This window comes from Cognatundibacterium squillarum, from assembly GCF_014652435.1.
GTDB lineage: Bacteria > Pseudomonadota > Gammaproteobacteria > Burkholderiales > Burkholderiaceae_D > Undibacterium > Undibacterium squillarum.
This window is the reverse complement of the sequence record NZ_BMYU01000002.1, coordinates 22,372-49,037: the sequence shown is the minus strand read 5'-3', so window position 1 is coordinate 49,037 and position 26,666 is coordinate 22,372. Positions and strand designations below refer to the sequence as shown.

Here is a 26,666-nt window from a genome sequence, read left to right as displayed (position 1 = left end):
ATTCACTAGCCACCTCTAGTCTTGATTAAGCCTAGGCGACGCAACTCGGCGATGATAATGGGACTTAATTTAGCTGTCTCAACATCTAACTCCCTGAGAACCTGCCGCGCTGCTTCGACTGAAAGTGGCCCACCATCAGATGAAAGCCGCTCTAGAGCAGAAGCAGCAATTCTTGAAAGGCCGAGTTCGATGTAAGCTGTTCCTGCTTTGGATGAGATTCCAAGCTCTAATGCCAGTGCAAAGTCGAAAACTTCCGGTACAAGTTTAGCGTTTCCTGTCTCCCGCAGTGCCTGCAGCAAGAGATCTCGATATGCCTTCCCAAGCTGTACAAACTGAAAACGTACAGTGTCTTCGATTAGCTCAAAAGCTTTGCGTATCAAAGTGTCAAGCGTCTGTGGCTTCGCAAGAGTCTCACCATCTTTTTTAGCTTGCTCAGCTTTTTTTGCTTCGCTTGTGCGTTGTCGTGTAATCCAACGGCCTAGCATTTCTGGGTAAGGGATGCCCTTCATCCACTCCACGGCCAGCTTTCCAGCAAGCGCCCCGAACTTCCTCGAATCTCCGTTCACTTGTTCAACGATTCGGCCAAATAACGCCTCATAGAACCCTTGCGGCGCATCCTTTGGGTTCATAGGCAGCAACTCCAACACCCGCCCCTCAGCGATCTTCTCGAGCAAGTTGTTGTAGAGCCGTTTGAGTCCAAACGGATCAATCGTCCAGTTGTCAGTAAGTATGTGATCTGGCAAGTCGATTTCCAGGTACGCTGAATTTGCCGCATCTGCAAGTTTCTCGATTTCCTTTTCAGATGCCGAACCGAGGATGCCTTTCAAGTAAGCGTGGATGTCTTTACGGGCAGCATGCGCGACCATCAATCCCGCCCCCGAACGAATGCGGCCAGTATCAGGATTTGTTCGCTGGGCTTTGGGCAGCGTTCGGGAGTTCAAAGCCTCGGCAATTTTCTCGCCAAGCGTGCGCAATGTAACTGCTGCCGCCGACTTCACGACGAAAGGGACAAAATTGTCCATTGGTTTGGACTGCCACTTATCGTAGTCAAGTAGAAACACATTTCCAACCACGTCTTGATTAAGTCGACCTGCCCGTCCGACGAAATTCCAAAGCAAGGCAGGACTGAGTTCATTGCCTTGTCCGTACTTAGGAGTATCTATGAAGACGTTGCGTGCAGGTAGATTGACACCTTGAGCAAGCGTCGTAGTACAGACAAGGTATCGAATACCACTTCGTTCCTCTTTAAACGCGGTTTCAATAGCCTCTCGAAGCAAGCTGGGCATCCTACCGTAATGATATGCCACGCCATAGCGAACCATTTCGGCAAGTTGATATTCGGCGTGCACATGTTCTTTGATGAACTTCGATAATTCGTCTAAAGGTCCTGGGCCAGGCCTAATCCCTCTCGCCTTAAGAATTTCCACCAGTGACGCTGCGGTCTTTTCGGCTTCCGTTGGCCCCGTCTCGTAAAGCAGAGATCCACCCTCACCGCCGAACTCTGCAGCTACAAGTGCGAGACGGCTTTTCGTGTCATTCAACGATTCCGTGAGTTCCACTTTTCCCAGTTCGATACGCACGCCTGCGGAACCAATCACTCCAAGGGCAATCTCTCTGGGCTTCTTATGCACCTTTGCCAGCACAATGCGGTTCTGCTGGACTGGTGATAGCTGCGTAGTCAATGAAGCAAGGTCAAAAATTCCGAAAGTCTTCGCTACTTCCGGCATGCCAACAGCACCAGGAGCCAACAAAATGAACCTTGTTTTGTTCGATCGCTCGGAGAGTCGTTCTAAACAGTCCTGAAGAATAATTCCTCTAGAGTCATCGGCAATGTTCTGCGATTCATCGACAACTATGAGCTCAAAAATGAGGTCGCTAGGGGCGACCGAAAGCAAGGTGCTTAATCTTTCTTGAGTCAGGACAAAGATTTGTTTAGGATAGGCCGCCTCTTCGTCGAGAGTCGGTATTGTAGAGACGCGTATTCCCGGCTGGTCTTGCAGTCGCACTTGAATTTTTTGATGAACTTCTGAGAGTAGCGCACGTGTTGGCGTCACATAGACAGCAAAAAATCGCCCGGGCTTTTCAGCAAGCCCGCATAAGTGTTCAACAACGAGAAACGACTTACCTGCCGACGTAGGTGCGCTAATAACAGAAGCGCGAGTTCTGTGAAGATTATTCCACACCCACTTCTGATAAGAAGTGAGAGCAATATCGTCATCGCCAAAGACAACTGTGTTTAGCTTTTCCGAGACGCGACGGTTGATCAGGCTTGCCAGTGAAGGCGTACTTTTCGCAAGGTTTCGTTCAACGTATTTCAATCCGGGAAAATTCCCTAATTCCGTGAGTAAGGAAAGCGCACGCTCACGCGGCGCAGCCCAATCTTCGTGATCAGACACCAACAATGTGTGAATCGCGATCTCCTGCGCTTGCCGATGCAAGGCTTCGTTGTCAGTTTGAACAAAAACCTCGGCGCAATAAAGTAGCTTAGCTAAATCATCCGTTGCGATCGGTATGTATTCAGGCCTTCGGTGTAGCGTTTTAATAACCCCATTGGCCTGGAGCGAAGCAAGCAAGGACGAATATTGGCTATTGTTGATCAGCCGCTCAGCGAGCTCCTGAGCGAAAGTGGAAGTAGTCATTTCGGGCTCTTTTTTACCGCATTCTTCTTCGAGGTAAGTACTGTCTTCGTCATAGCACTGGCATTTTTTACTACCGGAACGACCGACTTGTTGGTCGCCTTCCCCAACGGCACGTAGCCCATCGCTTTATAAAGAAGATTTCTGAGATCATCCGCATCAGGAACCGCTACAAAATACACTCGACACTTCTCCGCATTCCCATTTTCGTTTTCGATGTGCTTGAGCGCAGAAGCTTGATGAGCTCCAAGTTGCTTGGCATATTCCTCAGAAAACACCTTCTCGTGAAAGCCAGGCTCCTGCTCATCTTTCACTTCAGGAAGTGAGTTGTAGCTTTTCGGATCTGAGTACAGAATCACGCCAACATAACGTTCGCGTCGATGCTTATCTGAAGACCCAAAGATGTCGAAATATTCAAGCGCAATTTTCTTATCGTCAGGCGACAATGCATCCAAATTGCCAAGCTCTTTGACAAGTTGATATTCACGTTGATATTGCTTCGAGTTGTTGCTAAACCCAGCAACAGATTTTGCGAATTCTTTTGCGCCAGCGTTGGCGGAACCGCTCAACTTAGACTCTAAAAAGTACAAAACCAGCCAGCCGTTTTCGACCTTTCCATGAATACCATCTAACCCGTGCACCGGCATATTGTTGTTTGTCTTCAGTGCCATCTTCGCCAAAAGCTGAGCTGCACCCAACTGTTCAAGTGCAATGCAGTAAGCAAGCAACTCGCCAACCTCGCTAGATCTGTGTGGATATTCATTGTTGAATTCCATAAAGGCATCTCGTACGGCATTCGTAACCAAAGTGAATGCAGACAGATCACCACCTGGTGCCGCTTCAATTTGAGCACGAATTTCCTCTCGCCGTCGCCTCGACAACGAGTAGTTTTGCGCAGCGCTCCAAAGGTAGGCGGCCAACTTTGCCACGTCAGCCTTGTCCTCGACGAAGCGAACATGCATCAGCGTTGTCGATGGTTTCGAAGGCGGTTGAGAAACAGCAGCGACAGCAACATGCTGAGAAAGTTTTACTGGGTCTAAAAGCCCCTCCAAGCCTAACTTCAGCTGCAACAACTCTTCTTCTTTTTCCGCCATCCATCATTCTCCTGGAGCCCTTATAGCACAAGTAGCTGCTGATGCTCTGCAGCTACTAAAAAACGAATAAATTTTACCCAGCGATCCGCCCGTGATTGCAAAGGTGATCTCATTTATCGCTAGAACTCCGAGACCGCTAAAAGCTGTAAATTTCAATCTTGAAGTTAAATTGATAACAGATTTTACCTGATTGCAGCTTTCACGTACAACTGAGCATTTTTGTTTGCAAATTCTAGAACTCATTTCATAAATACCCCCTGTTAACTTTTTCTGCCATGTGTTAACTTTCATGCATGGCACGAAGAGAAGAACTTACTGATGAGCAATGGGCTGTTCTGGAGCCCCTGATCCCACCAACCATACGCCGCAGCGATGGTCGTGGACGACCCGAAATGCACGATAACCGAGCTGTCCTTAACGGCATTCTGTGGGTTTTGCGTACCGGTGCATCCTGGGCAGATCTCCCGGAGCGTTTCCCCTCCGGCTCAACCTGTTTCAGGCGATTCAGTCGCTGGGTAAAAGACGGTATTTTCAGACAAATACTGGAAACACTGGCCCGTCATTTGGAAGAAGCTGGCCAGATTGATCTCTCAGAATGCTTTATTGACGGCACTTTTGTGCTGGCAAAAAAAGGGGCCAAAAAATCGGAAAAACCAAGCGGGGCAAAGGTACGAAGCTCATGGTCTTCCACTCGCCGTGTACACGTCTTCTGCTAGCCCACATGAAGTCACCCTTGTCGAAGCTACGCTCGCTGAAGCCATCACGCTGGGGCGACCCGAACGACTTGTCGGGGATCGTGCCTGCGACAGTGATCCGCTCGATCAAAAGCTGGCGAAATGGGAATAGAACTGATTGCGCCACACAAATGCAATCGAAAACGTGCTGCGACACAGGACGGTCGTGTATTACGCCGGTATAAACGCCGCTGGAAAATTGAACGCTTGTTTGCCTGGCTGAATAAATTCAAAAGGGTACTGACCAGATGGGACTATTGCGCAGAGCGATACACAGCCTTTGTTCATCTGGCTTTCTCTATAATTTTGCTTCGACGGTATTTATGAAATGAGTTCTAATCTTTAAATGGACACGAATTTCTTAGGCTCTCATCAGTCGCCCGAAATACTGTTTTTCATCTTTCATCGGCGATAGCTTTTTGCAGAAGCTGTACGGACGTTTGGGATTACAAAACACCTCAATGTAATCAAAAATATCACGCTTCGCCCCCCTTGTTTCCTACGATTTTCTACATATCCGCTCGCGTTTGAACAACTGGAAAAAACTTTCAGCCACCGCATTGTTATGGCAGACCCCACATCGACTCATACTTTGCTGAATGTTATTTGTTTTAAGAAATCCCTGCCGATCATAGCTGCTGAATTGACTCCCACCTAATCTGAATACACCATCACGGTTTGTTTGAGATAACGGCGGCAGTCAGCCATCTGCAAGACACTCAACGCCGCAGCATATTTTGTACTCGCATTCTATGTCCGCGGAAATGAAGCAACCGGCTACTGCAAATAGCCGTCTGCACGCACGTAAACGTCCGCTGCAACGCCGTTCTGCCGCTACGGTCAGCGTAATGCTGGAGGCCGCTGCTCGCATTCTGGAACAGCATGGGCTGGCAGGTTTCAATACCAATCTGGTTGCGCAGCGTGCCGGTGTCAGCATCGGCAGCCTGTATCAGTATTTTCCGGGAAAGGAAGCCTTGCTGGCCGCGTTAATCCGTGATGCGCGCAGTGACCTGCTGGCATCGGTACAGCAAGTCTGCGCCCAAAGCGGCTTGCTGGAAACACAATTGCAGGCACTGATCCGTGCTGCCGTCACTCATCAGTTACAACGACCGCAACTGATGCGGCATCTGGAATACGCCGAACTGATGCTGCCTTTGGATCAGGAAACGAATGCGCTGAATCAGGCGCTGCAACAGGCCGTGCAGGATTTACTGCTCACACACGGCACGCCGGACGCGACCATCGCCGCACAGGATCTGATTGCACTCAGCCGTGGCATGATAGACAGCGCCGGTCTGGCCGGCGAAACCGACGCCGCAGCGCTGGAGCGGCGTGTCCTGCGTGCGGTGCGCGGTTATATTTTGTCAGGCCATGCTACCTGATCAAAAGGATGTCGCGCCTTGTCAGACACATCCGGGACTGCCGTCTATTCACTGAAATACCGGTTTTTCCGTATGCGCTCTTCGAACGAGAAGCGCTGCAGTAAAAATCCAGTTCTGCAGCAGTGGCCATGCTGCGTATGCTGTTTCAGCAATGCTGCCATTTGCCGGCTCATATCCAGACGCGGAAAACGCTTTACCAGTTCATGAATCTGTTCCGGGTCCAGGACATGCAGGCCCAGTCCTGCAACATCGGCACCGGAACCATTGCGCAGCATTTGTGCTTCCTTGCCATGACTGTTATCAAGGTGAATATTCAGATGCAATGTAATCGCCTGTGCAGCGAGCTCTGCCCGGCGATCTGACCAACCATGGCGCAACGCGATCACCTGTGCCGCTTTAGCACCCGCCAGGGTAAAGCACGCCGCATCATGTGCGGGTATAGAAGGATGATCACACAATCCTGCATCATGTAATAAGCAGGCAGTAAACATCGCTTCATCGTCAAATGGACGGCAATCGTTATCCAATAAGCGCGCCCAGAAATATGACCGCAGACAGTGATTCAGTAAAAACGGCGGGCTGATTTCCTGACACAGGGCGAATGCTTCGCGGGTGACTGCGGTATCCGGAGGCATCAGCTCACTGAATTCACGCATCTGTATATGTTGCTGATGCAGGGATCGCCGTCTGGCGGCAGATTGCGCCTGCACACCCTGATACACCATATGCAAACGATCCCACCATGCCAGCTTCCCACCGGTTCGCTCCAGCCAGCTGATGGTGCCGATTCCCTGATTTGTAAGCATATTTGATTCCTCTCTCTGAAAGAACTGCTGCGTTCACAGTGAAAATATCTTATGGCTTGCGGTTTGTTGGCGTAAATGACAATATCAGACTGTTTTCTGCCAAATTATCTGCACCATTAACCCTGCACCGTTACGCCGCATTGTGTTTGTGATTTACGAAGGCTTTGAACTGCTGGATCTGGCTGGGCCAATGTCGGTCTTCACCAAAGCAGACGAACTGGCCGGCGGCGGCCGCTATCAGATCGTGACCGCATCGCCTGAAGGTGGTGCCGTGTCCTGCAGTGCTGGCGTGCCTGTCGGATCGCAGACCTGCAGTGAATTGCAACTGACGCAGCACGATACGGTGCTGGTGACAGGGGCAGGGGCTGACGTGTTACGCCGCGCAATGCGTCACCGCGCCATACTGGATCTGATGTGTGATGCCGCGCAGCAGGCAGAGCGTTACGGTTCCATCTGCAGCGGCACCTTTATTCTCGGTGCCGCAGGATTACTGACCGGAAAACGGGTCAGTACGCACTGGCTGGCGACAGGGCAGCTGAGTACCCTGTATCCGCAAGCGGATACCTCACCGGATTTGCTCTATGTGGTTGATGGCAGAATGTGGACGTCTGCCGGGGTCTCCACCGGTATCGATATGGCAATGGCGATGGCAGAAGCGGATCTGGGCGGCGCACTGGCTGCAAGAGTAGCGAGACATCTGGTGATGTATGCACGGCGTCCCGGCCATCAGTCTCAGTTCAGTTCATTTCTGGAAGCACAGCAAGCGGGCAATCAGTGCTTTGGTACGCTGATAGACTGGATCGAAAACCATCTGGGCGAACGCATTCTGGTGGAAGATTTAGCAGAGGTCGCCGGTATGTCAACGCGCACATTTCACCGCAAGTTCACAGCGGCAATGCAGATAACACCCGCCAGATATCTCGAGGAACGCAAAATGGAATGGGCAAAACGATTGCTGGAAGCCGGCCACTCGGTTAAAACTGTGACCGGCAAATCCGGATTTTCTTCTGAAGCCGCGTTCCGCACTGCATTTACGGAACGGTTCGGAATTCCACCCTCACTGCATGCGAAACTGAATCAGTATGGCGATTAATCTGCCGGGGCATCTCTGCTGACAACGTCAGCGGTTCACCATCGCCATGACTTGCGCCGGATAGCGCGCACCGGCCACGGCGTCCGGCGGAAAAACCGCATTCAGCCGCTGTAAATCCTGCTGCGATAAGGACAAACGCAGTGCGCCCAGATTGCTGTGCAGGTTCGCGATCCGGCGGGTACCGGGAATCGGAATAATGTGTTCACCCTGCGCCAGTACCCAGGCCAGTGCCAGTTGCGAAGCCGTACAGCCGTACTGCTCTGCCAGTTGTTCCACCTGCGTCACCAGTTGCAGATTTATTGTGAAGTTCTCACCCTGAAAGCGCGGGCTGTGGCGGCGGTAATCGTCTGCATCAAATTGTTCAGGGCTGCGGATCGCACCGGATAAAAAGCCGCGCCCCAGCGGACTGTAAGCAACGAAGGCGATACCCAGTTCGCGGCACAAGTTCAGCACGTCCGCTTCCGGATCGCGTGTCCATAAGGAATATTCACTTTGCAGCGCGGTCAGCGGATGTACTGCATGGGCACGGCGTATGGTTTCCGCTGACGCTTCCGACAAACCGATGTAGCGGATTTTGCCAGCCGCGACCAGATCTGCCATCGCACCAACAGTGTCTTCAATCGGGATATTCGGATCCATGCGGTGCAGATAGTACAAATCGATCACATCCGTTCCCAGTCGTCTCAAACTGCCTTCCACGCTACTGCGCAGATACGCGGGGCTGGCATTCACACCACGCAATTGCGGTTGCGCCGGATCACGTACGATACCGAACTTGGTAGCGATCAGCACCCGGTCGCGCTGACGGCGGATTGCACGGCCTATCAGTTCTTCATTGGTGTAAGGACCGTACATATCGGCGGTGTCCAGCATGCTCACACCCGCATCCAGCGCGGCTTGCAGCGTCGCAAGGCTGGCAGCTTCATCGCTGCTGCCGTAGAACTCGCTCATGCCCATACAACCCAGCCCCAGTGCAGCAATCACAGGCCCGTTTCTGCCGAGCTGACGCTGCGGCAGCGGTCGCGGAAAGGAAAACGGTGAAACAAGGTCGGTGTGCGTAAGGTGGCTGGTTTGCATGATGGATGTCCGTTAAATGAAGTTATAAAACGTCTCCCGCCCCGCGGTCTGCTCCGGAGCGGACAGGAACTAAGCTGCTGCCTGTTGCAACATCCCGTCGTACATCACCAGTTTGGCTTGTAAAACACGCAGATTATCCTGCAGTGCAGCGATGTTTTGCTGCACTTCCTGCGTATGCTGTTCCAGCAAGGCTCGGCGGGCAGACATACTTTCCACGGTATTACCGGCGCGCCGCAATTCCGCGTAGCGCAGCATCTCGCGCACCGGCAAACCGGTTGCTTTCAGCTTCAGCAAAAACTGTATCCACGCCAGATCCTGCTGGCTGAACAAGCGATGGCTGTTGTCGCGCCGCCCGACCGGATCGAGCAAGCCGATACGCTCGTAATACCGCAGCGTATGCGTGCTGAGTCCGGTCAGGGCAGCCGTTTCCCGTATGGTCAGAAAGTGTGTCATGGCAGGCAGTCTAGAAGTTGGAGTGCACTCTAAGTCAAGCGGGTATTGTAGAACGCATTTTTAATACGCGAACTTCATCAGATGCGAAACGCGAAATACTGACGTCAGCGCAGATTCAATGCGGATTCTGAGCCTGAATACACACCAGCACAGCCTTCTCGCAAATACACATGTGAAAACCGGCATCCTGTCTGTGCGCAACACTTTGCCCTAAAGGACAATATCAGCGCAGCGTTTCTGTTTTTATGATCCCGACATGCTTGAATTCGGGATATCACCATGAAACCACTTTCTGACTGGTCTGTTTTTGCAGATACCAATCGTCCGGCCTCTTTACTGACTGCGTTTGCCATGGCTGCGATGCTGACTGCCTGTGGCGGTGGCGGTAGCAGCGCGACGGACAGCACAGGCAACAACAATACCAGTCAGTCGGCTCAGAGTACGCTGGGCATCAGCAAGCTGGAACTGGCGCAAACCCATGTGATACCGCCATCCGGTCTGCAATGGCAAACCAAAGATGCCCCGGCGATGGTGCTGGCCGGACAGCGCGATACCCTGTTGCTGGTGCGCTTTGCGCAGAATAATGTCAGCGCACCGGTTGCAGAGATCCGCAGCGGTCAGCAATTACTCGGGAAAATTCCCTTAGATCCGCCGCTGCAACTGCCGCCAAGCGAAGGCGCAGATCAGCCGTATGCCAGTGATACCTGGTCTGCGACGATTCCGGCGGCGATGGTGGTTCCCGGCATGCAAGTGCGTTTTGTGGCGGCGAATCAGGCTGTCAGTCTGGATCAAACTGTTGCGGTCGGGCCGGACACCGATCTGCAGGTACAGATTCTGCCGTTTATTCTGTTTGGCGCAACCGAAGCGAATACCGGTCTGAACTTCGCGAAAGAGCGTTTGCTGAACATGAGCGAAGCTGTGCAAAAAGAAGGCGCAGCGAATTTTCCGGCGTCGCGGACTGCATTCAGCAACCATCCGTTCGGCGTGTTCCAGAGCGATTTTCTGGTGATCCCGCCGAATGCCGGTAATCCTGCGTATGCAGCCCGCTCCAAAAGCGATATTCCGGACACCGGCTTTCTGGTCAGCGTGATCAATGACACCCTGTATCAGATCCACCAGGCCAGCGGCGATGCGGCGCTGAATAAGCTGAGTTATGCCTCCGTGATTGCGGCAGACTACAGTAAAACCGGTACCAATAAACTGGCATGGATAGGCAATGGCGTCAGCCTGACCGGTAGTGGCGTCGGCACCGGCGCAAACAATTTCGGCTTTTTCAGCCATGAAGGCGGTCACGGACTGGGGCTGGGACATTCCTCACCGGAATCCTCTGCTACACCGGCCAGCTTCCCGTATCTGCGCGGTTCTCTGCAGGGTTCTGTATGGGCATACAATGCAGCGCTCAGACAATTCCGCAGTCCGCTGATGCCAAAAACGGCAGCGGCATTTGTTAACTGTGTAAAGAATAATTACCCGCTGGATGCGAATCAGCGCTGCTACCGGCTGGATCCGATGGATAACGCCGATGGTGGCAGCGACCCGGCATTCAGTTTTCCGGTGTTTTCTGATTTTAACGCTGCGCGTATGCAGCGCTGGATCAGCCAGCGTGTCAGAATCGATACGCAATCCCCGACGAAGTTTTCAGTATGGGATAACAGCGCGCAGAAATGGCTGCCGTACACGCCAAAAACGGAGCAATCCGGCGCATACCAGCTCAACAACAATCTGCCGGTATTACTGCAAACGCCGTTAGCGCAAATCGCGCTGACCTATAGTTATGCCGGCACGCCGGGCGCTTCGCGCTTTTATCCGCCGGTGATTGCGGTGAGCAATGCCATTGAAACGATAGACCCAACGGATCCGGTGCAACTCGCAAAAATTTATCCGTATAACCTGAATGGTCAGACCCCGCCTTACACCTGGTACTGCCATATCTCCGGCTGCGATTACACACTGCGTGTCAGCTTTTCCGATGGCAGCCAGCAATACCGCGTGCTGAAAGGCGGCTTCCGCAAAATGTCAGCACCGGAAACCTTTGAGACCGGCATCAGCGATCCGACTAACCGTAAGAGTTTCCAGATGTGGGCAATAAATGTCCCCGCACCGGCGAACAGCAAAGTGGTACAGCTGGCCTTGCTGGATACCCCGAAAGTCTGGTCAATGAGCGCGACACAGGTTCGCAATGCCAGCGTACTGATCAGCGAAAACTACTGATCCACACACCAAAGCCTGTGCAGAACTCCGCATCAGGTATTTCCGCAAGCCCGGACTTTCTGCCGACGTCCGGGCGATTGCCATGCTGAAATCCGCATTTGGGGTGATTTCGGGGGTATTTCCGGCAGTTCAGCTTGCCATGGAAGTTGTTGTGGCAATCTCAGGGCTGATCCGTCACGGCGTGTCGATCAAATCTGCGAAAGCCCTGTAGTTCTGCAGGTAACAATGTCCGGCACCGGGCATGCAAAACAACAACGACAGAAATTTTGGTTGACTTCAACATTTACACGTGTAATCGTTTACATATGTAAATGCACTGAAGGAGTATCCGCATGACCGATCACACCAGCATCAGCGAAGCGGAAGCGCTGATTATGCAATTGCTGTGGGAAAGCCATCCGCGCAGCGCGGAAGAGATTTGTCAGGCTCTGTGTGAACAACAGCAATGGCAGGTATCGACTGTCAAAACCCTGCTGAACCGTTTGCTGAACAAAGGTGCGATTCGCGCAGATAAGCAAAGCCGGTATTTTTTATACAGCCCGGTGCTGCAAAAAGAAGTCTGGCTGCAGCAGGAAAGTCAGGGATTCCTGAATCGTTTATTTCAGGGACGGCTGGCACCGCTGGTTGCGCATTTCAGTCAGCAACAGAATTTGTCGGCACAGGACATCGCCGATATTAAAAAAATTATTCAGGAACTGGAAAAATGAATACCGGTTTTTCCATATCGGTCTGGCTGCTGACCAATGCGACGATTGCGCTGACTTTTGCGCTGTTCACGGTAGCAATACTCAGACGCGTGTTGCGGCCAGTTCTCGCGCCAACCGGCATTTACGCTTGCTGGGCATTGCTGCCGTTATCGCTGCTCAGTGTTTTTCTGCCACACAAATCCACCGGATTTCAGATGACAGAACCGGTGACAGATTCCGGCAGCGATGCTGTTGCAACCGTGCTCAGCCAGAGCACTGCATCCATCACACTCAGTGACAGTGCCGTATTATGGCTATGGGGTGGCGGTGCGATCTGCACGCTGGCTTTCATGGCATTTGCACAGTACCGCTATCAGCGCCAACTGGGAAAACTGACAGCACATCAGGCGTACTGGTGTGCGGATCGGACAGGGATCAGTCCTGCACTGACCGGCCTGCTGCGTCCGCGCATTATTGTTCCGGCAGATTTCACTGAGCATTACAACAGCAGTGAACAAACGCTGATACTGGCGCATGAACAGCAGCATCTGAAACACAGAGATCACTGGTGGAATTTTCTTGCGCTGTTGCTGCATACGGTGTTCTGGTTTCATCCACTGATGCCTGTGGCGAAACGCTGGTTTCGCAGCGATCAGGAAATCGCTTGCGATGCAGCTGTTGTCAGCCGCCATCCGCAAAACACCGCTGCTTACATCGCCACCATGCTGAAAACCACCCTGCAAGGACAAGCTGTGCCACTGGCCTGCACCTGGCAATCCCACCACCCACTGAAGGAGAGAGTTATGCGTATTCAACAAGCACGTCAGCACCGTTATCGCCGCCCACTGGCAAGCATGCTGATCGCCACCGGTTTTGCCGCCTGTGCAGCACTGAGCTGGGCCAGCCAGACTACGGCGCCGGTTACGCAAGCGGTGACTGAGCAGAATCCTGCCAGCGGCAAAGTCCGTTATATGATCAGCAATACTATCGTGCTGAATGGCAATCGCTATCAGCCGAAAATCATGCTAGCCGATGGCGATACGGGCAGCATTCGTATTGAAGATAAGCAATCGCAGTGGGAAATTGTGATGAAGGTCAGCGCAGTGCCAGACAGCGGAAATCCGGGAAAGGTACAAGCCAGCCTGGTGGTGAATAAAGATGGGAAGCAAGTTGTGAAAGTACCGAAACTGATCAGTACGCTCAACAAAACCATGACGATAGAACACAGCAGCGATCCGAAAACGGACGATGTGCGCATCGAATCTCTGGTGGCGCAGGCCAGCTGATTTCCGGCGTGTTGCGGTTCCGCCATCTGAGCCAGCCGGCGTTGCGGAATCTCCGGTTCCGCATCAAAATGTTCTTCTGATTTTTTTGCAGAGAAGGCCGCAACATGCAACGTCCGAAACCACTGACTGCAGCACTGAGTCTGCTGTTCCTGCTGATGACAAACCCGGCAGCAGCGCTTGTCAACAGCCAGTCCGTTACCAGCGAGGAAATAGCGGTCAGTGAAGAACCGGTAAATCCGCAACCTGAAGAATCCGCAATGCCCTGCAATCCGGACGGGGACTGCAGTGATCCCTGCAAGTATTTCAACAAACACACGATATTTGCCTGGGGTGGTGACGGGCCGGTGCTGAAGTACAAAGGCAAAATCCATGTCCTGAAGGAAGTACGGCGGGTCGCAGTGCGCAGCATTCAGAGTCTGACCGATGTACCGGGTGGCAGTGAGCGCGTGGATTTTGTCAGCGGCAAACTGAAAGTCAGCCTGACCACCAGCACAACCGCAACCAGTTGCTACGTAAAAGACCAGCGTGGCCGCTGGCGTTCGCTGGACACCTGTTGCTGGTCCACGCAACGGCTGACACTGGAGATTCATGACGGAAAACAAACAACGCGCTTAAAAACCACAGCGGATTATGGTTGTTAGGCACAGGACATCCGTTTGCAATAAATCTCCGCTATGCTTATATGGTTATCGAATAAACAATAGCCATCATGAACAGCCTGACGCCACAAGCCTGCACCGGCCTCGATGATATCCGCGCCGAAATTGACCAGATCGATCAGGCGATGATCCGCCTGATCGGTACCCGCCGCCAGTATGTGATGGCTGCGGCCCGCTTCAAAACGGACCCGACAGCAGTCGGCGCACCGGAGCGGTTTAAGACCATGCTGGAAAAACGCCGTCAGTGGGCGACTGAAAATGGAGTGCATCCGGACCTGATTGAAAAGCTGTATTCCGATCTGGTACATCATTTCATCAAAGAAGAAATGCAGCACTGGCAAGCCTTACAGGCCAGCTGAAATTAGAACTTCAGAATCCGCTGCACATTAAGGCTTGCGCACTTTCACAAAGCGCATCGTGCAAGCCAATGACCAGCGGATCACGCGTCATTCCCTGTCTGCGGGAAATCCACCAGGTTTTTCCGCGCCTTACCGGCAGCTCCGGCAATCTGCGTAATTCCCCCTGCTGTAATGACTGCCAGCACGTGCTTAACGGCAGAAAAGCCAGTGTCTGCCCTTGTTTAACCACTTCCAGCACCATGCGCTCGTCATCGCAGATCAGACTGCGGCGGAACTGCCCGAGATCCTGCATCAGCACATCACCGCAAATCGGATCAGCAAAACTTTGCTCCAGACAAACCAGTGTCAGACCATTCTGTACCGGATGGCAGGCGCTGGTAACGCATATCCACTGATCCTGAAACAGGATTTGCGACTGCACATCCGCCTGTTGCAGCGGTGTGTCGCTGATCAGTAAATCCACATCCAGCTCATCAATAAAACGCGCGCTTTCATCGACAGAAATCACCGGCAGCAGCGTTGTCAGTGTTTCCTGAATGCGGTTCATCGCTGGCTGCAGCCAGCCCTGTGCAGGTGCCGCCGGACACACCACTGTTACGAGTCCCGGTGCCAGATAGGTGGAGATACGCCGGATACCGCTTTCCAGACCATGCAGCGAAGTCTGGACGGTACGCAGTAAGGCTTGTCCGGCCACCGTCAGCTCCACACCGCGCCCGACACGATGAAACAAGGGCTGCCCCAGTTCCTGCTCCAGTTGCTGTATCTGATGGCTGATCGCGGACTGCGACAGATTCAGTTCTTCTGCCGCACGGGAAAAATGCCCGAGGCGGGCTGCGGCTTCAAAACCGGCCAGTAATCTGAGTGATGGTAAGCGCATGGCTATTCATGAGAAAAAATGATGAATTTATGCTGATAATATCAATTTTTCTCATCTTAAGGAGGAACTACACTGCTCGCATCCCGATTTGATTTTCTTCGCAAGGAATCTGTATGACAAACGTAAGCCACCCTCTCACCCGTCGTCGTTTCTTACACCGCTGCGCTGCGTTCAGTGCATTCTCAGTCACACCGGGCTTACTCAGCGCCTGCGGTGGTTCCGGTGGCGGCGACAGCGCCGGAGGCAATCCGGATCAGAACAGCGGCGGAGAACCACCGGCACCGGCCGCATCCGCCTGGGTCTGGCCGGATGAAGGTGCAGCGCATGCAGCGAGCTGGATGAGTTTTCAGGTATCAGCAGCAATCTGGGGCCGTGACATGGTCGCGCCGGTACAGGAAGCGCTGGCACGCATCGCGAATGCGATTATTCCGTTTGAACCGCTGAATGTGATTGTCGCTCCGGAAAACATGGCGCGCGCCCGTGTGTTGCTGGATGCAAGAATCCGTCTGGTCAGTGGTACCGCCGATGATTTGTGGATACGTGATACCGGATGCATCACGGTACGCAATGCGCAGGGCCAGAAACGCGCTGTCAGCTTTAATTTCAATGGCTGGGGCAATAAACAGGCATACAGCCGTGATGCCACTGTGGCACAGCAAATGAGTCAGCAACAGGGCGTGAATCTGGTGCGCAGTCAACTGGTGCTGGAAGGCGGTGCATTAGAAACCGATGGCGAAGGCACCGCGATCATCACCGAAAGCTGCGTCCTGAACGCGAACCGCAATCCCGGCTGGACAAAATCAGCTGTCGAAGCGGAACTGAAAGCGACGCTGGGATTCAGTAAGATCATCTGGCTGCCGGGTATTGCAGGTAAAGATATTACCGATGGTCACACTGATTTTTACGCGCGCTTCGTTAAACCGGGTGTGGTGCTGGCAAATCTGGAAACCGATCCGGGACATTTTGATTATGCCGTCACGCGCAAACATCTGGATATTCTGCGCAGCGCCACCGATGCGCAGGGACGGCGCTTACAAATCACGACACTGAGCCCGCCGGCACAAACACGCCCGGACTTTGCCGGAAAAGATTTCGCCGCAGGCTATATCAACTTTTATCTGGTGAATGGCGGTGTGCTGTGTCCGGAATTCGGTGATACCGCCGCCGACAATCAGGCCCGTACAACGCTGGCAGCACTGTATCCCGACCGGAAAATTGTGATGCTGAATATCGATGCAATTGCCGCTGGCGGCGGTGGTATTCATTGTTCGACCATGCATCAGTGTCGTTAAGCCGAAGTTCAGCCCGTTTTTCTCTCAAAAAATACATAAAACAATAAACAAAAAGCCTGACACCGTTACCGGTGCCAGGCTTTTTATGCGAACGACAAATCAGTTTGCAGCTGCTGGTTTTGTACCCATGACTGGCTGACCATCTTTCTCTGCAGAACGGTCAAAAACCTGAGTCTCACCGAACGTCATCTGAATCCATGTCGGGTAGGTGTATGCAGTACCTTTGTTGTGATCAATGATCGCACCAATACCGCCACCGATCAGGATATTGCCTGCCAGACCTGCATTTGCGCGGGAGATCAGACGTGCGCTTGCATCAGGGTTGTTTGCCATTTTGCACACGATATCCATGTCTTTGCTGGAACGGCGAATCTGAACAATGCTGCCGGATTTCGCATTCACTGCACCGTAGTCGTTAGAAATAATGCAGTCAGCACCGGAAACCATATCGCCTGCGCTGGTTTTTGTTTCCAGACGCAGAGAATGCGTGGTTTCGTTAACAATCGATGCGCAACCAGTCAACATCATTGCGGCGGCCAGTGCAGACAGGGAAATAATTTTCATAATATTGAAGTAACAAAATGTAAATGAGCCGTGATTTTACGAACTTTATTTCAATGATGAAAATAATATTGATATAAATGTTGTTTTTTACATGAAATAAAGATGTTTGTGTTGATCGGTGTCTTTAGAGGAAATTCCATCTTAAATACCAGTCCGAAATCAGCCAGAACCAAATACACCGGACAAACCAGATCCGGAAAATTCAGATCGAGGTGCACCAAACCCATCGACTGAATGACTAAAGGCACTGCTGTCCTCCGCTGCCTTACTCTTCTTCCGCTGTCAGCTGACAGCGTGACGGTCTTGTTCCGATGGGCATTTTCCAATGTTGCCGGTGAGCGTTGTCGGGGCTCGCAGATCCTCTGAAATCATTGATGCCCGTTAAGGATTAAGCGCCGGAAAGGGGCTATCGTGGCCTGCGCTTTGCAGTCAGAAACTGCGCGATATCAGCGCAGTACATGCAAAGCTCCCTGTGCCACTTTTTCTGAAACGGACAGAAATGAATGCGAATGCGGGTGTACCGCCGGCTGCCGGCCATGATGCAGCCACCACTTTCCGGATACCTGAACTGGTTTGCCCCGCCGGCAGTCTTGCCGCGCTGAAAGCGGCCGTCGATCATGGTGCGGATTGTGTCTATATCGGGTTTCGGGATGCGACCAATGCGCGTAATTTTGCCGGTCTGAATTTTGATGATAACGCGGTCGCACAAGGTATACGCTATGCGCACAGCCGTGGTCGTAAAGTGCTGATTGCGCTGAATACGTTTCCGCAGCCGGGACATCATCTACCGTGGTATCAGGCCGTAGATAAAGCCGCCGGTATGGGCGTGGATGCAGTGATTCTGGCGGATCTGGCATTGATGGCCTACGCAGCGGAACGCCATCCCCAATTGCGTTTGCATCTGTCTGTGCAGGGCTCTGCGACCAATTATGAAGCGATTCGTTTTTATCAGCGCGAGTTCGGTGTATCGCGTGCCGTTTTGCCACGGGTACTGGCAATTGAACAGGTAGAGCATGTGGTCAGAAATGCCAATACTGAAATCGAAGTATTCGGATTTGGCAGCTTATGTGTGATGGCAGAAGGCCGCTGTGCGTTATCTTCGTATGCCACAGCAGAATCGCCGAATACCCACGGTGTGTGCTCACCGGCCAAAGCCGTGCGCTGGATGCAGACGCCACAGGGGCTGGAATCGCGTCTCGGCGGCGTGCTGATTGACCGCTACGGCGATCAGGAACAAAGCAGCTATCCGACACTGTGCAAAGGCCGCTTTGAGGTCAATCACGAAACTTATTACGCAATGGAAGAACCGGCCAGTCTGAACACGCTGGATTTGCTGCCGCGCCTGATGCAAATGGGCATTGCCGCGCTCAAAATCGAGGGCCGTCAGCGCAGCCCGGCCTATGTGGCCGATGTCACGCGGGTCTGGCGCGAAGCCATTGATCAGTGTGCTGCCGCAGCTCAGCGCTTTTCCGTACGTCCGCAATGGATGCAGCAGTTAAACCGGCTGGCAGAAGGTCAGCAACATACGCTGGGTGCTTATCACCGCGCGTGGAAGTGAGGAGAGATCATGCTGAAACTGGCTCTGGGCCCTTTGCTGTATTACTGGCAACGCGAACGTATCGTACAGTTTTATGAAGAAGTGGCGGAAAGCTGCGCTGATATTGTTTATCTTGGCGAAACCGTCTGTTCACGCCGCCATGAAATGAAACATGCAGACTGGTTGCAAGTTGCTGCCATGCTGCAGGAACATGGCAAACAAGTGGTGTTATCCACGCAAGTGTTGCTGGAATCGATGGCGGATGTGAAAGCCATGCACCGGGTGCTGGACAGCGGCGCTGCGCTGATCGAAGCCAATGATATGGGTGCGCTTTCCAGTGCATCGGAACGCGGGCTACGATTTGTCGCGGGTCCGCATTTAAATGCCTTCAGCACACCGGTACTGGCCCAGTTTGCCAAACGCGGCGCAGTGCGCTGGGTGATGCCGCTGGAACTGGGGCGGCAGGCGTTGCAAGCCATGCAGAAAGGTAAACCCGCCGGACTGGAAACAGAAGTCTTCGCGTATGGGCGTATGCCACTGGCGTTTTCTGCGCGCTGCTTTACTGCCCGCCATCATAATTTGCCAAAAGATCAGTGCGACTTTGTCTGCCGGCAATATCCGGACGGCCTTTCATTGCAAACCCGCGAGCAACAGGATTTTCTGAATCTGAACGGCATACAAACCCAATCGCACGCAGTCTGCAATCTGTTGCCGCATTTGGACGAACTGTGTGCAGCAGGCGTGGATGTGTTGCGCATCAGTCCGCAGTCTGCACATACCGGCGAGATCCTGCACATCTTCGATCAGGCACGCCGTGCACCGGAAAAAGCGCGGACGCTGGCAACACATTTGCCGCCGCTGATGCCGGGACTCAGCTGCAATGGTTACTGGGTGGGGCAGCCCGGTATGCAACAGCACAACCCGTCATTTTCTTCTGCAGGAGTACATGTATGAATGCTTCCGGTTTTACGGCGCAGGCAGCGCTGAGAAAAACCTCAACCGGCCCGCGCGTTCCGCCGTCCGTCAGCCGTTTGCTGAACCGCTTGCCTGTCTATCCGGGCTCAGTTTTATTCGTGCAGGGATTAAATCAGATATTGCTGCCTGCTGTTGCCAGCGACTGCCGCGCAGCACTGGTGCAGCGCAGTTTCCGGATTGAAGTGGCAGATGCCGGCCTGGCGTTCCATTTCACGTACGACGGCCAGCGCTTCCGTGCCATGCAGGCGCAGCCGGAACCAGATCTGTGTATCCGTGCGAATGCCTGGGATTTTCATTTGCTGATGCAAAAGGCCGAGGATGCCGACACCCTGTTCTTCTCACGCCGCCTGACCATGACCGGCGATACTGAGTTGGGCGTGCTGATCAAGAATACGCTGGATGCCTTAGAATTAATTTTACCGGGTATGCAATGGCTGACGTCGTTAACAGGTTCACCGCCATCCCGTTGACGCAGGTTTGCCTTCAGGAAAATCCAATATTTGCACTGATAATTTAACAGTCTTCAAAGCAAATGACAGTTTCACGTCAGAAGTTGGTGCTAATCTGAACAGAAATGCAGCCGTTTCATTGTCAATACAGTGATCTGACTGCAAACATCAACGATCTTGTCAATACAGGTTTCTGCCGATGATGCGTCTTCTCTCCTGTTTTCCGCACACTACCTCTCTGACTTTTATCAGATACGCAGCAATGTGTATGCTGTTGGTTTCTGCCTGGCTACCGGTTGTCAGCGCGGCAGAGCAAAAGTCTACGCAGTGGTTTGTGATTTACCATAGCCACCCGCCACTGTCATTTGAAGACCACGGTAACCGAAGCGGTTTCGTTTCAGATATTGTGGATGCCATCCTTGCTGAAGCAGAACTGGATACTCAGTCTCAATTAATGCCGCTGGCACGCGCATTTCAAGTCTTAAAAACACAGAAGAACACCATGTTATTTCCGGTTACACGCCTGCCGGAGCGGGAAGCTCTGTACGAATGGCTGGGACCGGTCGCACCGCGCAGTATCTATTTGTACAAACTGCGCACACGTACTGATATTCAAGTCAGTCATATAGATGAGATCAGTAAATACCGGATAGGACTGGTACGGGAAATGGCGTCGACCCAGAATTTTCTGAGTACCTATCATGTTCCGAAAGATACTCTGGATTACGCTCCGACGCCTGACTCCAATTTCCGGAAATTTCTGATGAACCGCAATGATTTAATTGTGGCGTCAGAATGGACGGCAACCTATATCATGCGCTCTCTGGGCCACAGTATCCGTGAACTGGAACCCGTAATACTGCTGGATCAGCAACACCAGTATTACATCGCGATCAGCAAGAACAGCGATACGAAAGTCATACAGCGATTACGCACAGCGTATGACAAACTACAAAAGTCCGGCGTACTGGAAAAAATCCGGCAGAAATATACCGAGTAAGGTACTAAGCTGGTCTTGGTCTGATCCGCTTTTTTTCTGTAGTCACATCTTTTCCGGTGCAGGTTATTTATCAGGAAATCAACCAGACCGCCGCAAACACGGTAAAAATGCAGCCTTGGCAGCAGATTCATGGTTGCCGAAACCATCGTAACTCTGTACTTTGACAGGAGCCGGCATGAACGATGATCAGGATCTGATGGCGATACAACAACGTATTGCCCGCTTTGCCAGCAGCTTTGATTTGAAAGACTGGGATGGTCTGGGACAATGCCTTTGCGATCAGTTATACACCGATTATTCGGATTTGCGTGGCACACCGCCTGAAACGATCAGCAGGGAAACTTGGTTGGCACTGAGACAATCCGCATTACAACACTTAAAAACACATCATCTTTCTGGAAATCCGGACATTTCTGTACAGGGAAATCTGGCAGATGCCAGTGTATCTATGGTCATTTTTCGTAAAAACAATGCGAACGAGACCCTGCATACGCACTGCCTGTACAGGTTGAAGCTGCAAAAAGACGATGGTGTCTGGCGTATCAGCAGCATTATCCAGAAGGTTTTCTGGAGTGACGGGCAAACCGCTATACACAGTGGCATACAGAAAACCTGACGCCCCTGAAAAAACGGGGCAGATGTCTGCTCCGTTTTCTTTACATTACAGCCGCTATGTATCACCGGTTAAGTCTGGTGATGATGCTGCCCTTCTGCGATTTTCATGCCGATGCGCACACTGGTTGCGATTTCCTGATACGAACGGAATTGCTGTACATACGGAATTTTTCTTTCCTGCGCACGGTGACGCTGGTCAAACACATTCTGTACCAGTAAGGCCAGCAGGCAGACTTCGGGCAGTTTTTCCCGCATCACATCTGCCAGCGCAAACAATTCCTGCGCTTTCTGTTCGTTGTCTGCCGCCACAAAACAAATCGCGGCGACCAGATCGCTCGGCACATCCACCGGCGGATTCAGTAAATCGTCGGTCAGCACATGGCGCGCATCCACATGATCAGCCCGCAGTACCCGTACCAGAATTTCTGCCGCCAGTTCATCGTCCTGAGCACCGACGCCGACCACCAGCACCACCGATCCTGCAGGCACATCAATCGGCCCCTGATACTCGCCATGCAAGGCTTCACGTTGATGAATCAGATGCCGTGCCAGCGTTTCACCATCCAGCACAGAGCTGCGCCGTTTGCGTATCCATGCAGGTTTGCAACCTTCCAGCGAGATCAGCACCGAAGCAATCGCACCGCCGACTTTCACGCGCTCATCATCGGTAATCGCACGTTCTGCGAAATCAATCTGCGCCAGATTCAGCGCAGGAACCAGTACCGTATCGCAGTATTCCGCCACGGACTTGCGGCGGATGAAGCGTTGGGCGCCTTCAATCAGTTCGTCAGAATCCCCTGCCAGTGCGCGCTGATAGAATTTTTCCGGCAGGGTTAAGGCTGTAACTTCACCAAGCAAAATCTCAAGGAATTTCAGCGAAGGAATATAGCGCCCCGCCACCACCAGACACAGCGTCAGCGGCGTCGATAACACCAGTCCGACCGGTCCCCACAACCAGTTCCAGAACACTGCCGCCAGCACCACAGACAATGGCGACAAACCCGTGGTATGACCATACAGCTGAGGCTCCACCACTTGCGACACGATCAGCTCAATCACCACAAAAATCACCAGTGTCGTGATCGCTAACTCCCAGCCCGGTGAAATCGCAAACGCCAGCAAAGTCGCCAGTCCCGCCGCCATCCATGCACCGATATAAGGAATAAAACGCAGCAGTGCCGTCATCACCCCCCACAGCACCGCCTGCGGCACACCGGCAATGGCAAGCGCAAGGCCAATCGCCAGACCACAGGCACCGTTGACGGCAAACTGCGAAATGAAGAAACGGGATAAACGCGTACCGGCATCATTCACGGCAATCGTGGTGGCGCGCAGATTATCGTTACCAATCAGGCGGATAAAACGGTCGCGCAGTGATTCATGTTCCAGCAACACAAATACCAGCATCACAAACACCAGCCCCGTGGTTTCGATAGGGCCGGTAATCGAACCGAGAATTTTAGAGACCAGTTCCAGCGGCGTCGGGGCTGGCTGATGCACTTCCACCGGTATCGGTTTTCCGTTTACCTGCGCAGGGAGACTGGATGCTGTGGATTTGCCTTCGGCATCATCATCCTTGCGCGGCAAGCCCTGTATTACCAGATCAGCTTTTCCGGTCACGCTGTGTAATTTTTCCAGCGTGATCTGGTTAATAGTCCGCAACTTGTCGCGGATCGTGGTTTCGTACTGCGGCAGGCTGGAAGCCAGTTTGATCACTTGTCCGCCCAGTACCATACCGGCGACCGAAATCGCGGCAGTGAACACCGTGACCGTCAGCAATACCGACACTGTCGCACCGATACCGACATGGCGCAGCCGCCTGACCGCCGGTGCCAGCAGAAACGACAGAATCACCGATAAAGTCACCGGAATCAGAATTTCCCGGCCAAAGTACAGAAAGAATAAAACGATGGCGCCACTGATCAGTTGTAATGCGCGTCGCAGAGGTTGGTTTTCAGTCATTGTTCAGAGTTGCCATTGGCAAAGACAAATGCAGCGCTGAATGGCTGCAGGTGCAAAGATCATACCTGAGCTGCTGCCCCTGTGCACTTTCTGCCGCTCTGTGTTTGACTTGCGCCACGTCCGGCATTGTCTGACGGCGTGTTTCAGTTATGATCGCAACTGCATCCGGATCGCCCGTTTACACAACCCGCTGCCCTGAAAGCACATCCACCATGACGCTGACAGATCTTTCGCCTGCTATCCGCCCGCGTTGCCCGCCCGGCGCCTGCGACTGCGAACTCGACGATCTGCTAGTCAGCATCAACGCCGACACCCGCATCCTGCGCCTGACCCGCAGCGACGAACAACGCTTGCTGGAACGACTTGAAAACCTGAGCAGCCTCGCAGACTTACGCCGTATCGAACAAAAGATGGAAGAACAGGTCGGCATTCGTCTGAATATCAGCAAAGTCAGTGCGGTGCGCACCCTGCGCGGCATCCTGATCCGCGTCGAACCCATGCCCGGTCTGTGCCGCAAAACCCGCAAAGCTATCCCCGCCGCGATTCGTAAAAGTCTGGAAAAACATCCGGACATCGCGTACCAAATCGCGGATATGGGTGGCTTGTTTGATGGCGCTTAGCCAGCGTTTAATCAGCGTCGCGCCAGTTCTTAGCCTTGTCTTCCCTCCCCCGCGCCGCGCATAATGCGGCTCTGCTGAATTTCTTTTGCGCTGCGCATGCCTCGTCCTAAAGCTACCGAACAAACCGTTATTCTGATTCTGGATAAAGTCAGCCGGCATCATTTTGCTTTTCTGAAAGGTTATCTGGAAGGTCTACCGCTGGCGCGGCTGGCGGCGACGTATCTGGAAAACTGGGATGAAGGCCATGTGGATTTGCGGATTGCGCGTTCCACGCTGGACTGGATACGGCGCGAACTCGGTCAGGTAGCGCGGCGTCTGGGTAAGGCATCCTACGCACGTGTGATCAGACTCGAACCGGAGCAATTGCTGGATCCGGTTCCGGCAGCTGTGCCGACGCTGGAGCAGTTTCGTGAGGAATACGATCCTTATGAAATGTATTCAGAAAATGATTTGCTGGAGCGGTTTGCGGAACTGTTTCCGGAAGGCGATGGTGTTGACGCACAAAAAGCAGCGCGGAATGAGCGCTTGCGTAAGCGTCAGCATGCGGCGCTGTTATGGCTGCAGGATATGGCGGTGGCCGATCCGCATCCGCAGGATTCTGTGCTTGGCTGGCTGAATGCCCGCATCGCCAACCGCCTGATACGCGCCGGTGTGAATACGCTGCAGGAATTATGCGAAGCGATCAACAACAATGGCTACCGCTGGTTTAATCTGGTGCCCGGTCTGGGTGAGCGTACCGCGCAATGTATCGTGCGCTGGCTGGAACTGAATCAGGAAACCCTGCAACTGGCGCTGGAACGCTATGCGTTGTCCCGCCGAAGCAATCTGGATATTGAGAGTCTGAAAGCGGGGCGCGCCCGCAGTACTTCTATCGTGCCGCTGGAATATTTTCAGCCGTCCGCAGCGCTGAATGGTGAGCAGGGTTATAACCGGGCAGCACGCAATATGTCCGGTGTGCATAACGATTACGATGCGGTGCAGTTATGGCTGCAAACCTTTCCGTTCGGATCGAACACTTATTTGTCTTACCGCTCACAGGCAGAACGTTTTCTGCTATGGGCGGTACTGGAGCGCGGCAAAGCGATGTCGGATTTAACGACGCAGGATTGTCTGGCTTACCGCGACTTCTTATGGGATCTGGGACGGCTGGCACCGGAACTCTGGCACAGCCAGTACAAATTGCCGGAATCGGCGTGGCTGGGTAAGCGTCATACAGAGCGCTGGAGCCCGGGCTGGCGGCCGTTTGAAGAATTGAAACCGCCAGCCGTTCCAAAAGAGATTCCGCGCTTATTGCGTGTGCAATGGCAGCGCGAACACACAGAACGCAATGGCGTGCTGAAGCCTTCGTCGCAGAAACTGGCAATCACGATTCTGACCTCGATGTGCGAATGGCTGGTGCGCCGCCGCTATCTGGAAGTAAATCCGTGGGACGGGATCCGTCCGCGTGTCGATCACAAACCGGTGATTGCGACGCAGCGCAGCTTCAGTCAGGAAGAATGGGCTCTGCTATTGCAGGCCGCGATGCAAAAGCCGTTTTCAGAGGCACATCTGCGCCTGCAATCCATGCTGATGCTGGCGTACGCCACTGGCATGCGCTTATCGGAACTGAGTGCTGCGCGCAAAGGGGATTTGTATTTTCAGAGTGGCAGCAACGGGCTGGCCGGTGGCTGGGTGTTATCAGTGATCGGTAAAGGCAACAAGCAGCGCGCAGTGCCGGTGCCGCAGGCAGCAATGCAGATACTGCAGCGCTATTTCGCGACACGCGGTTACGGCAGCTTGCAGGATATGCCGGCGGAAGCACCGCTGTTCAGCCATCTGGAGGACAGCCCCGCGCACTTAAAACTGCTGAACAACAGCACGCAGCGACGCGAGCAACAGGAAACCATGGCGCACAGCCGTATCTACCGGAATCTGAAAAAATTCTTTGAAGAGACTGCCGCTCTGATCGCGGAACAGGCACCGGAAACAGCAACTAAACTACGTGCTGCCTCCACCCACTGGTTGCGCCACACCTCCGGTTCACACGCCGTCGCGAATGGTGTTCCGGTTGAAGTGCTGCAACAGAATCTGGGACACAGTTCGCTGAACACCACCACGATTTATGTGACCACGGAACTCGAACAGCGCATCCGTCTGATGGAACAGTTCGTGAACCAGAGTCAGCAGGTACGTCCACCGGCCTGTATCAATACCCGTGATTTGTTCAGTGCGCCGCAAAATGCAGCGCAGCCCGCTGCCGCACTTTCTGATGATATTGAAGGCAATGACGCAGAGAAGGCTTAACAGCCTCTGAAAACCG

At 53.0% G+C, this 26,666-nt stretch carries 25 protein-coding genes and 1 pseudogene; 17 read left to right on the top strand and 9 right to left on the bottom strand.

Annotated elements, in window-relative coordinates:
- Positions 1-5: 5 nt before the first annotated feature.
- Together IE092_RS04450 and IE092_RS04445 are read right to left on the bottom strand one after the other, a co-directional pair.
- Entirely contained in the window at positions 6-2,639 is a 2,634-nt protein-coding gene (locus tag IE092_RS04450; protein WP_189355833.1) for a DEAD/DEAH box helicase, read from the bottom strand.
- The gene (locus tag IE092_RS04445; RefSeq protein ID WP_189355832.1) at positions 2,636-3,730 is read right to left on the bottom strand and encodes a HamA C-terminal domain-containing protein; all 1,095 of its coding nucleotides are present in this window, start codon (positions 3,728-3,730) and stop codon (positions 2,636-2,638) included. The genes IE092_RS04450 and IE092_RS04445 overlap by 4 nt, the downstream gene beginning before the upstream one ends.
- A 293-nt stretch (positions 3,731-4,023) precedes the next feature.
- Between IE092_RS04445 and IE092_RS19030 the strand changes: the two genes are divergently transcribed.
- Positions 4,024-4,446, top strand: a complete 423-nt coding sequence (locus IE092_RS19030) for an IS5 family transposase (RefSeq protein ID WP_373295318.1) — start codon at positions 4,024-4,026, stop codon at positions 4,444-4,446.
- Positions 4,447-4,825: 379 nt separating this feature from the next.
- On the opposite strand, the pseudogene IE092_RS18745 reads toward IE092_RS19030, so the two are convergent.
- Positions 4,826-5,190: pseudogene (locus tag IE092_RS18745) on the bottom strand (transposase); the annotation flags it as partial.
- 26 nt (positions 5,191-5,216) lie between these two features.
- Between IE092_RS18745 and IE092_RS04435 the strand changes: the two are divergent.
- Positions 5,217-5,846: a TetR/AcrR family transcriptional regulator gene (locus IE092_RS04435; RefSeq protein ID WP_229793037.1), complete on the top strand. Its 630-nt coding sequence runs from the start codon at positions 5,217-5,219 to the stop codon at positions 5,844-5,846.
- Between the two features lie 44 nt (positions 5,847-5,890).
- Here the strand turns inward: IE092_RS04435 and IE092_RS04430 are convergent, their stop codons facing one another.
- A complete protein-coding gene (locus IE092_RS04430) occupies positions 5,891-6,652 on the bottom strand; it encodes an HD domain-containing protein (protein WP_189355830.1) in 762 nt (253 codons plus the stop codon).
- 142 nt (positions 6,653-6,794) lie between these two features.
- Between IE092_RS04430 and IE092_RS04425 the strand changes: the two genes are divergently transcribed.
- Complete coding sequence (locus IE092_RS04425; RefSeq protein WP_268249265.1) at positions 6,795-7,745, top strand: GlxA family transcriptional regulator; 951 nt, start codon at positions 6,795-6,797, stop codon at positions 7,743-7,745.
- A 27-nt stretch (positions 7,746-7,772) separates the two neighbouring features.
- Here IE092_RS04425 and IE092_RS04420 read toward each other — a convergent pair whose 3' ends face one another.
- Together IE092_RS04420 and IE092_RS04415 are read right to left on the bottom strand one after the other, a co-directional pair.
- Positions 7,773-8,822, bottom strand: coding sequence for an aldo/keto reductase (locus IE092_RS04420; protein ID WP_229793036.1), 1,050 nt, complete (start codon positions 8,820-8,822; stop codon positions 7,773-7,775).
- A 69-nt stretch (positions 8,823-8,891) separates the two neighbouring features.
- Positions 8,892-9,275, bottom strand: a complete 384-nt coding sequence (locus IE092_RS04415; RefSeq protein WP_189355828.1) for a MerR family transcriptional regulator — start codon at positions 9,273-9,275, stop codon at positions 8,892-8,894.
- A gap of 279 nt (positions 9,276-9,554) precedes the next feature.
- On the opposite strand from IE092_RS04415, the gene IE092_RS04410 reads away from it, so the two are divergent.
- The 6 genes from IE092_RS04410 to IE092_RS04390 all read left to right on the top strand — a co-directional run bounded on the left by IE092_RS04410 (position 9,555) and on the right by IE092_RS04390 (position 14,476).
- The gene (locus IE092_RS04410; RefSeq protein WP_189355827.1) at positions 9,555-11,486 is read left to right on the top strand and encodes a M66 family metalloprotease; all 1,932 of its coding nucleotides are present in this window, start codon (positions 9,555-9,557) and stop codon (positions 11,484-11,486) included.
- A gap of 82 nt (positions 11,487-11,568) precedes the next feature.
- Positions 11,569-11,697, top strand: coding sequence for a hypothetical protein (locus tag IE092_RS18950; RefSeq protein ID WP_268249264.1), 129 nt, complete (start codon positions 11,569-11,571; stop codon positions 11,695-11,697).
- Between the two features lie 121 nt (positions 11,698-11,818).
- Positions 11,819-12,193 (top strand): BlaI/MecI/CopY family transcriptional regulator, encoded by a 375-nt coding sequence (locus IE092_RS04405; protein WP_189355826.1) that lies wholly within the window; start codon positions 11,819-11,821, stop codon positions 12,191-12,193.
- The gene (locus IE092_RS04400; RefSeq protein ID WP_189355825.1) at positions 12,190-13,458 is read left to right on the top strand and encodes a M56 family metallopeptidase; all 1,269 of its coding nucleotides are present in this window, start codon (positions 12,190-12,192) and stop codon (positions 13,456-13,458) included. Before IE092_RS04405 ends, IE092_RS04400 begins: the two co-directional genes overlap by 4 nt.
- Before the next feature lie 104 nt (positions 13,459-13,562).
- Entirely contained in the window at positions 13,563-14,099 is a 537-nt protein-coding gene (locus IE092_RS04395; RefSeq protein WP_189355824.1) for a hypothetical protein, read from the top strand.
- Positions 14,100-14,167: 68 nt separating this feature from the next.
- Complete coding sequence (locus tag IE092_RS04390) at positions 14,168-14,476, top strand: isochorismate lyase (RefSeq protein ID WP_229793035.1); 309 nt, start codon at positions 14,168-14,170, stop codon at positions 14,474-14,476.
- A gap of 10 nt (positions 14,477-14,486) precedes the next feature.
- Here the strand turns inward: IE092_RS04390 and IE092_RS18945 are convergent, their stop codons facing one another.
- A complete protein-coding gene (locus tag IE092_RS18945; RefSeq protein ID WP_189355823.1) occupies positions 14,487-15,353 on the bottom strand; it encodes a LysR family transcriptional regulator in 867 nt (288 codons plus the stop codon).
- A gap of 113 nt (positions 15,354-15,466) precedes the next feature.
- Here IE092_RS18945 and IE092_RS04380 point away from each other — a divergent pair, with 113 nt between their 5' ends.
- Positions 15,467-16,645: an agmatine deiminase family protein gene (locus IE092_RS04380; RefSeq protein ID WP_189355822.1), complete on the top strand. Its 1,179-nt coding sequence runs from the start codon at positions 15,467-15,469 to the stop codon at positions 16,643-16,645.
- Positions 16,646-16,744: 99 nt separating this feature from the next.
- Here IE092_RS04380 and IE092_RS04375 read toward each other — a convergent pair whose 3' ends face one another.
- Positions 16,745-17,209, bottom strand: a complete 465-nt coding sequence (locus IE092_RS04375) for a hypothetical protein (RefSeq protein WP_189355821.1) — start codon at positions 17,207-17,209, stop codon at positions 16,745-16,747.
- Positions 17,210-17,708: 499 nt separating this feature from the next.
- On the opposite strand from IE092_RS04375, the gene ubiU reads away from it, so the two are divergent.
- The 5 genes from ubiU (at position 17,709) to IE092_RS04350 (ending at position 21,786) form a co-directional block, all read left to right on the top strand.
- Complete coding sequence (gene ubiU / locus IE092_RS04370) at positions 17,709-18,767, top strand: ubiquinone anaerobic biosynthesis protein UbiU (protein WP_189355820.1); 1,059 nt, start codon at positions 17,709-17,711, stop codon at positions 18,765-18,767.
- Between the two features lie 9 nt (positions 18,768-18,776).
- Positions 18,777-19,700 (top strand): U32 family peptidase, encoded by a 924-nt coding sequence (locus tag IE092_RS04365; protein WP_189355819.1) that lies wholly within the window; start codon positions 18,777-18,779, stop codon positions 19,698-19,700.
- Positions 19,697-20,191, top strand: a complete 495-nt coding sequence (gene ubiT, locus IE092_RS04360; RefSeq protein ID WP_189355818.1) for a ubiquinone anaerobic biosynthesis accessory factor UbiT — start codon at positions 19,697-19,699, stop codon at positions 20,189-20,191. Before IE092_RS04365 ends, ubiT begins: the two co-directional genes overlap by 4 nt.
- Positions 20,192-20,438: 247 nt before the next feature.
- Complete coding sequence (locus IE092_RS04355) at positions 20,439-21,170, top strand: substrate-binding periplasmic protein (RefSeq protein ID WP_189355817.1); 732 nt, start codon at positions 20,439-20,441, stop codon at positions 21,168-21,170.
- 175 nt (positions 21,171-21,345) lie between these two features.
- Positions 21,346-21,786 (top strand): nuclear transport factor 2 family protein, encoded by a 441-nt coding sequence (locus tag IE092_RS04350; RefSeq protein WP_189355816.1) that lies wholly within the window; start codon positions 21,346-21,348, stop codon positions 21,784-21,786.
- 68 nt (positions 21,787-21,854) lie between these two features.
- Here the strand turns inward: IE092_RS04350 and IE092_RS04345 are convergent, their stop codons facing one another.
- Positions 21,855-23,747 carry an AI-2E family transporter gene (locus IE092_RS04345; protein WP_189355815.1) on the bottom strand — a complete coding sequence of 631 codons (1,893 nt, stop codon included), beginning with the start codon at positions 23,745-23,747 and terminating at the stop codon, positions 21,855-21,857.
- A gap of 212 nt (positions 23,748-23,959) precedes the next feature.
- Here IE092_RS04345 and IE092_RS04340 point away from each other — a divergent pair, with 212 nt between their 5' ends.
- Both IE092_RS04340 and IE092_RS04335 read left to right on the top strand, forming a co-directional pair.
- Positions 23,960-24,367, top strand: coding sequence for a hypothetical protein (locus IE092_RS04340; RefSeq protein WP_189356320.1), 408 nt, complete (start codon positions 23,960-23,962; stop codon positions 24,365-24,367).
- 96 nt (positions 24,368-24,463) lie between these two features.
- A complete protein-coding gene (locus IE092_RS04335) occupies positions 24,464-26,650 on the top strand; it encodes a tyrosine-type recombinase/integrase (protein WP_189355814.1) in 2,187 nt (728 codons plus the stop codon).
- The last annotated feature ends 16 nt before the right edge of the window (positions 26,651-26,666 follow it).

Bases quoted from the DNA above. Each gene is read 5' to 3' on its own strand.
- ubiU (WP_189355820.1), top strand. From the start codon at position 17,709: ATGAATGCGAATGCGGGTGTACCGCCGGCTGCCGGCCATGATGCAGCC.
- IE092_RS04390 (WP_229793035.1), top strand. From the start codon at position 14,168: ATGAACAGCCTGACGCCACAAGCCTGCACCGGCCTCGATGATATCCGC.
- IE092_RS04450 (WP_189355833.1), bottom strand. From the start codon at position 2,639: ATGACTACTTCCACTTTCGCTCAGGAGCTCGCTGAGCGGCTGATCAAC.
- IE092_RS04365 (WP_189355819.1), top strand. From the start codon at position 18,777: ATGCTGAAACTGGCTCTGGGCCCTTTGCTGTATTACTGGCAACGCGAA.
- IE092_RS04350 (WP_189355816.1), top strand. From the start codon at position 21,346: ATGAACGATGATCAGGATCTGATGGCGATACAACAACGTATTGCCCGC.
- IE092_RS18950 (WP_268249264.1), top strand. From the start codon at position 11,569: ATGCTGAAATCCGCATTTGGGGTGATTTCGGGGGTATTTCCGGCAGTT.
- IE092_RS04340 (WP_189356320.1), top strand. From the start codon at position 23,960: ATGACGCTGACAGATCTTTCGCCTGCTATCCGCCCGCGTTGCCCGCCC.
- IE092_RS18945 (WP_189355823.1), bottom strand. From the start codon at position 15,353: ATGCGCTTACCATCACTCAGATTACTGGCCGGTTTTGAAGCCGCAGCC.
- IE092_RS04435 (WP_229793037.1), top strand. From the start codon at position 5,217: ATGTCCGCGGAAATGAAGCAACCGGCTACTGCAAATAGCCGTCTGCAC.
- IE092_RS04430 (WP_189355830.1), bottom strand. From the start codon at position 6,652: ATGCTTACAAATCAGGGAATCGGCACCATCAGCTGGCTGGAGCGAACC.
- IE092_RS04420 (WP_229793036.1), bottom strand. From the start codon at position 8,822: ATGCAAACCAGCCACCTTACGCACACCGACCTTGTTTCACCGTTTTCC.
- IE092_RS04395 (WP_189355824.1), top strand. From the start codon at position 13,563: ATGCAACGTCCGAAACCACTGACTGCAGCACTGAGTCTGCTGTTCCTG.
- IE092_RS04375 (WP_189355821.1), bottom strand. From the start codon at position 17,209: ATGAAAATTATTTCCCTGTCTGCACTGGCCGCCGCAATGATGTTGACT.
- IE092_RS04405 (WP_189355826.1), top strand. From the start codon at position 11,819: ATGACCGATCACACCAGCATCAGCGAAGCGGAAGCGCTGATTATGCAA.
- ubiT (WP_189355818.1), top strand. From the start codon at position 19,697: ATGAATGCTTCCGGTTTTACGGCGCAGGCAGCGCTGAGAAAAACCTCA.
- IE092_RS04345 (WP_189355815.1), bottom strand. From the start codon at position 23,747: ATGACTGAAAACCAACCTCTGCGACGCGCATTACAACTGATCAGTGGC.
- IE092_RS04380 (WP_189355822.1), top strand. From the start codon at position 15,467: ATGACAAACGTAAGCCACCCTCTCACCCGTCGTCGTTTCTTACACCGC.
- IE092_RS04445 (WP_189355832.1), bottom strand. From the start codon at position 3,730: ATGGCGGAAAAAGAAGAAGAGTTGTTGCAGCTGAAGTTAGGCTTGGAG.
- IE092_RS19030 (WP_373295318.1), top strand. From the start codon at position 4,024: ATGGCACGAAGAGAAGAACTTACTGATGAGCAATGGGCTGTTCTGGAG.
- IE092_RS04415 (WP_189355828.1), bottom strand. From the start codon at position 9,275: ATGACACACTTTCTGACCATACGGGAAACGGCTGCCCTGACCGGACTC.
- IE092_RS04410 (WP_189355827.1), top strand. From the start codon at position 9,555: ATGAAACCACTTTCTGACTGGTCTGTTTTTGCAGATACCAATCGTCCG.
- IE092_RS04335 (WP_189355814.1), top strand. From the start codon at position 24,464: ATGCCTCGTCCTAAAGCTACCGAACAAACCGTTATTCTGATTCTGGAT.
- IE092_RS04400 (WP_189355825.1), top strand. From the start codon at position 12,190: ATGAATACCGGTTTTTCCATATCGGTCTGGCTGCTGACCAATGCGACG.
- IE092_RS04355 (WP_189355817.1), top strand. From the start codon at position 20,439: ATGCTGTTGGTTTCTGCCTGGCTACCGGTTGTCAGCGCGGCAGAGCAA.